General features: G+C 40.7%; 6 protein-coding genes. All 6 read left to right on the plus strand.

Annotated elements, in window-relative coordinates:
• Positions 1–1,202 (plus strand): T9SS type B sorting domain-containing protein (locus D2V05_RS08445; RefSeq protein ID WP_147378255.1); only part of this gene is annotated, 1,202 nt, incomplete at its 5' end.
• Positions 1,203–1,219: 17 nt separating this feature from the next.
• Positions 1,220–2,164, plus strand: a complete 945-nt coding sequence (locus tag D2V05_RS08450) for a PorP/SprF family type IX secretion system membrane protein (protein WP_119647229.1) — start codon at positions 1,220–1,222, stop codon at positions 2,162–2,164.
• Between the two features lie 21 nt (positions 2,165–2,185).
• A complete protein-coding gene (locus tag D2V05_RS08455; protein ID WP_119647230.1) occupies positions 2,186–3,199 on the plus strand; it encodes a dienelactone hydrolase family protein in 1,014 nt (337 codons plus the stop codon).
• Positions 3,200–3,428: 229 nt separating this feature from the next.
• Complete coding sequence (locus D2V05_RS08460) at positions 3,429–3,815, plus strand: hypothetical protein (protein ID WP_119647231.1); 387 nt, start codon at positions 3,429–3,431, stop codon at positions 3,813–3,815.
• Between the two features lie 263 nt (positions 3,816–4,078).
• Positions 4,079–4,729: a hypothetical protein gene (locus D2V05_RS08465; protein ID WP_119647232.1), complete on the plus strand. Its 651-nt coding sequence runs from the start codon at positions 4,079–4,081 to the stop codon at positions 4,727–4,729.
• Between the two features lie 729 nt (positions 4,730–5,458).
• Positions 5,459–6,373 (plus strand): IS481 family transposase, encoded by a 915-nt coding sequence (locus D2V05_RS08470; RefSeq protein WP_119646114.1) that lies wholly within the window; start codon positions 5,459–5,461, stop codon positions 6,371–6,373.
• The last annotated feature ends 32 nt before the right edge of the window (positions 6,374–6,405 follow it).

Consider the following 6,405-nt stretch of genomic DNA (forward strand, 5'->3'; position numbering starts at 1 on the left):
TCACCGTGACCATCAACAACACACCCTTGGTGGACGCACCGGCCGACGTCACCGCATGTGACTCCTACACCCTGCCGGCCCTTACCAACGGCAACTATTTCGATGCGCCCAACGGGGGAGGCAACGCCCTCTTCGCAGGGGACGCCATCACCGCCACCACCACGCTGTACGTCTACAGCGAGACCGGCACCCTACCGAACTGCTCCGCCGAGAGCACCTTCACCGTGACCATCAACAAGTTAGATGTATCAACAATTGTTCAAAATGAAACATGCTGGGAGAGTATGGATGGTTCTATAGCGGTAAATGTTGGCAACGCCATACTGCCTGTAACCGTGCAACTCAATTCCATGTCGCCCATAGTATTCAATAGCAATTCCTTTGTTATTGAAAATTTATCCCCAGGAAACTATGGAATGACCGTTATCGATAATACAGGTTGTCAGACAGATACCAGTTTTGAAATTCAATCTGGGGGGCCAAATCTTGAGGCATCGATTGAAGCTATTTACTTATGTGAAGTAAACATGCCTTCGAATACAATTGATGTAACATTTATTGACCCAACCATTGGCAACGATGTACTCTATGCGTTGGATTCTACAGACCCCAACGATTTTATCATGAGTCCAGAATTTGGGAATATCAGTCCCGGTGAACATAACCTATCCATCTTGCATGATAACGGTTGTATGATAGAAATTCCATTCATCATTGAAAATGTTGATCCCTTGGAACTAACCCTGTCAAGTATCAACATAAATGAGATAACCGCAAATGCAACTGGTGGGTTTGGTCCATATACCTACTATTTTGATGGCAATGAGGGGACTTCGTCCAATACCTATACCATTGACCGCAGCGGAACTTTTATTGTTAAGGTCGTGGACAATAGAGGATGTGAATCCGAAGAAAGTATAACCCTTAACCTTACAGACCTATCCATCCCCAACTTTTTTACTCCTAACAATGATGGCCAAAATGACTTTTGGAAACCGAGAAATATGGAACTGTTTCCCAATATCCAAACTTACATTTTTGACCGATATGGTAGAAAAATCAAAATCATGGGAGCATTGGATAAAGGATGGGATGGCCACTATGAGTCTAAACCTTTGCCATCTGGCGATTATTGGTACATCGTGAAGCTAAATGATGGTTCTGGACGCGAATATGTCGGGCATTTTACACTGTACCGATAAAACTTGATTAATGAACAATGAAGAGAGTTTTAGTTTTTTTGATTTTTATAAATGGTATTTTGATGAATGGACAGGAATTGACCATTCCCCAATTATCACAATATCTGTCGGACAACCCTTTTTTAATGTCTCCCACCTACGCCGGAATCGGAAATTATGTGAAGGTAAGGATGAACGGATTGACACAATGGGTGGGTATCAGGGACGCTCCCGATACCCAATCTTTGTCCGCTGATGTTAGATTGGGGAACAGGTCCGGAATCGGTATAGTCATGTATAATGACTCCAATGGTGAAACAAAGCAGCGTGGTGGCAAGGTTTCCTTTGCCCATCATTTGACCATCGACAAATATGAGGAAAACTATTTCTCCTTTGCTTTGTCCTTCAACCTGAACCAGTTCAGGATCGATATTGAGAACTTTGAGGATAATGATGATCAAGCCGTAGCGGATGACCGCTCTTCGAGCAATCCCAATTTTGATCTTGGAATCCTGTATCGAAAGAGAGGGTTTTACTTAAGCCTGAATGCCTCCAACATCCTTAATAAGGATTTCAAAAAGTTCAATCCCATATTTGAGCCCAATACCCTCAGAAATTATTACCTCTATTCGGGTTATACTTTCCGCAAAAGCAAACGAGCGGATTTTGAATTGGAGCCTTCCATTTTCTTTCAATATTTCGAAAGTGATGGGCGTTCGGTAACCGATCTGAATACCAAATTCAAATGGTATGACTTTTTGGACTACTACTATATCGGGTTTACTTACAGGGTCTTGAACGATCAGCTGGCAAAGCCCCTTTATGTTGCTCCCATACTGGGCTTGAAGAAAGGTGATTTTTACTTTGGCTATAGCTACCAGGTCATCATGAACGAGCTCTTGGGATACTCCCAGGGCACCCATGTGGTGACGGTGGGCATTGATCTTTTCCAGGGTATTTCAAACTGTTCCTGTACCTATTGACGATAATCTAATTTCCATTTTATGAATATATTCCCAAACAAACCAAAGATCCTTAACCTACTTCTAGCCGCTACCTTGTCAGTAATTCATTTTTCCTGCAGCAAGGACGATAATTCTTTCCCTTCCTCTGGAAATGAAGAAGACATTGTGCTTATGGCCAATACCACAGATACTGTTGTGTACGCTATGGTAGACAAATCAAAAATTCCCATATATCTATCCATTCCGAAGGGTTGCGATAGTGAAAGCTTGCCTGCTATTGTAGTCCTACATGGTTCCGATGGTATGTGGACCAACCATGACCCTAAAAGTGGAACCATGTCAGGTCAAAACAATGAATGGAGAGAACTGTTCGACGAAAATTGTATTGTTGGTGCCTATGTGGACAGCTACTCAGGGCGAGGAGTGACCACTAGAACGGGCAAATGGACCACTGCACCGGACAACTTCAAAATCAGCTCCCAATTTATTCGCCCTAAGGATGCCAATGCAGCACTTTCCTTGTTGAAAAGATTGCATTTCAGTAATGGCAAATCAGTGATACGATCAAAAGACATTGCCCTATTGGGTTTTTCTGACGGGGCCAGTGCCGTGGCAGCGACTTTGTACAATACGGAGACCACCCCAAAAGATTGGAAATGGAGCCAAGTTTTTGATGCGAAAAAATATGATGTCTCATCGGGAGTCTTGCCCCCAGATCCAAAACCAACAGAAGGCTTTTCCGGTGGAGTTTTTTATTATGGGGGATCAGGTGGCTACGATTATTGGGGCGCCAACGTTTGTGGCTCCAATGCCATGGAAGGCAATATTTTTAGAACATATGCCCCCATACTTTACCAAATCCCTGAAAATGGCTACCTGACCGAAAGTACATTATGCATGTACAATGTCCTCAAGGAAAAAGGAGACCCTGTGGAGCTCAATTTATACGAGGGGGTCGGACATGGGTTTGATTTTGATCATTTACAACAAAGTTATGAGGCCAGGGCAAAAGCCATAAACTGGTATAGAAAAGTTTTACATATTAATCCTTAACCTACATACAAAACCAAGAGCATGGACAAAACGCAATGTTTATTCAATCTACCTCAAACATTGCCACATCAACCTTCCAAAATAAGCTCCCAGGAACCATATAGTTCAAAAAAAGCCGTCACCATGCAAAAGATAGGGCGGAACTATTTGGGAGCAACAAACCATCATCCTCAAAAAAGTAGTACATGTACTCCAAGGAGTACGATCAGAACACCTAAAACAACTTGAAATGAGAGATAATTTTCTTGAAAAATGGATTTTGGACCTAGTCAAATCTGAATATGAATTTGGCAATATTCCGAGACAGGCCACTTACAGACTAAGGGAACGAATGGATGATTTTATTGAGGTTACCATTGAATGGATGGATTCCGAGAACAACAGTTACAAAATAGTCTACCATGCCCGATCATATGGTAGAATCAAAGCAGATGAAAATCCTGAAATCTCCAAAGACCCTGTATTTGAATTGGAGAACTATTACACATTGGAAATCCATACGTATATCAATCACATCAAAAGAAACTACAGTACCCGTAAAATTGCCAACTATGATGTAATGGGCGTGGTAGGACAGCTTGAAAATTTAGAGGAGAAAAACAAAGCAAAATCTTGAATACCCAAAAGGAGTCTACCCTTTGTTCAATTTTGAATAATCATTTCGTTGCTAGAAAACACTAGACAAGCTTTTTCCTTACCAAGTCAAAAACCTTAACGGCGAGATATGTATTTCATCAGTAAAAACAGGCATTTAATCGTGCATTTTTCGTTCGTCAATTGAGAACCCTCATCCATATATTTTGGCAGCATGGGTTCTCTTTTAATTTGTTACTTCGGTATGAACAAAGTTCCCAAGTTCTAATTCAAATTGAGATACTTATGCTATTATTTACCATTATATGGACCCTTATTTGTGCTGCCATTATCATTGGATATCCAATTTATCTATTCAACAAATCATCCTCCTTTAACGACCCCCAAGGTATGATGAGTTCCAACACGGTGGAGCTACTATCGTTTGATATAACGGAACAACTACCGGGATGGTCATTTTCTTTGGATGTTCCCCAAATAACCGAGGATATCCTTTTCAACAACCCTATTCTGTTTTATCTGGAGTCCGAGGATACTTGTTTAAAGCTTCCCATGAGCAATTCCTCCATGGGATATACAGCCAACGTTTACAAAAATGTTGGCAAGGTATACGTAACCTTTAAATCGTTGCAGGATGGAGTTTCAAATTTCTATGTGCCCGCATGGCATTTGAGCAAATTGAAAATATTGATCATTAAATCCAAGGACAAAAGAATATATGGTGATTGGGGAGCCAAACCGGACAGGTCGACCATTCATAAAGGTCTTGCCAAAGCAGGGGTCAACATCCATGATTATGAGGATATGCTTGGGTATTTCAGCAATATTGCCACCATTGATTTTAAGGGACATTTTAAGACCAGAACCCAAAAAAGGAGAAACCCAAATTTACCTACCATCCCTAAGCATGACGAAGAACTATGCTCCACTGGGTAAAAGAAAATCTTTAGTGTTCATTCATATCTGTTGAAGTGGGGCCACCTAAAAAGGGCCCCACTTTACTAACAAGACCCTAACCCCATACAACATGATTGCACCATTAACCCATAAAGCCCATTCGTAAATTGAAAACCTGCCTACATCAAATTGTGTTAAAACTTTTAACCGAACCAAGCTAGATTTATCCATAGAAAATTATGAAAGAACATATACATAAGATATTGGGCTGTACAAAAAGGAAGCTTAGCTCCTTATCTTCTGTTCTGGCGATGAAGATCGTACAGCCCTACAGATTAAATGATCGGCATTAATGTGAAATATTGACAAACTCACCACCAGTAGGTCCTTTAGAAGCTGAAAGCAAGTATGGGGTTATGCTGCGCACCAGTAATATTCGGGAACGAAAGTGGTGAGTATTCCAAAGTTAACCAAAATAATTTCCGAAAGTAATCTTGTACGATTAATGAAAATTCAATAAAAACCCCGTCCCCCCCCAAATCTTTTTTGAAAATAGAATCATCATTGTTTGCAATAACAATGATATCAATGTAACAATGGGTGAAAAATCATTGGTGCCCTGCGCTAATGATTCAAACAAAAAAAGTCGATACCAACAAAACCCTTAAAGGCATTTTGTATGGGCATGACATGCAAATTATTGAAACACTGTGACTACGTCAACTAAAAGTGTACTATTTTGATAATAAATCAAGAGACACTTTTGACATGGAAAAGACAAGAGAAATTGAGCAATACTTAAGATGGAAGTTCAAACTAAGAGTACTTGAATTTGCAAAAGATTATGGAAAGGTCAAGGAGACCTGTGAAATGTTCAATGTTAGCAGGAGCAGCTATTTTAATTGGAAAAGAAAGTTTGACAAACATGGAGCAAAGGGTCTTTTAAGGAAAAAGAGGGAAGCTGATACCTACCCCAATAGAATCAATCAGAAAACGGTTGATCTGATATTGGACCTTAGAAAGGAATACAAACTTGGCACATGGCGCATCAAATGGTATTTGGAAAGATATCACAGTATCAATGTCTCTGAATCAAGTGTCTACAGAACCCTGAAAAGGAATGGTATCAAGCCGCTCGAACGAGCCGTTACCAGAAAAGCGATGGGACCTAAACGCTATGCCAAGAAAACCCCGGGCCACCATGTTCAAGTAGACGTCAAGTTCTTGGTTTTCCACACCAAAGAAGGAAAAAAGATAAAAAGGTATCAGTACACGGCGATTGATGATTGCACACGTATCAGAGCGTTGAAAGTATATGAAAGGCACAACCAATCAAGTTCCATTGACTTTATGGATTATGTGGTCGGTATGTTCCCGTTCCGAATCCATACCGTCCAAACCGACAATGGGCATGAATTCCAATCCAAGTTCAATTGGCATGTGAAGGACCTTGGCATGGAGCACCGTTATATAAAGCCCGGAAGACCCCAGCTCAATGGAAAGGTGGAACGGTCGCACCTCACGGACAAAAAGGAGTTCTATCAACTATTGGACTACTCCGACGACGTGGATTTGAACAAAAAAATAAAGCAATGGGAAGACTTTTATAACTTTGATAGACCACATGGTGCATTTAAGGGAAAGACACCCTATGAAATTTTAATGTATCACTTGAAAAAATAAGAATTCAGTGCCATTTTAGCTGAAGTAGCACA

This window comes from Flagellimonas pelagia, assembly GCF_003584135.1.
Taxonomy (GTDB): domain Bacteria; phylum Bacteroidota; class Bacteroidia; order Flavobacteriales; family Flavobacteriaceae; genus Flagellimonas; species Flagellimonas pelagia.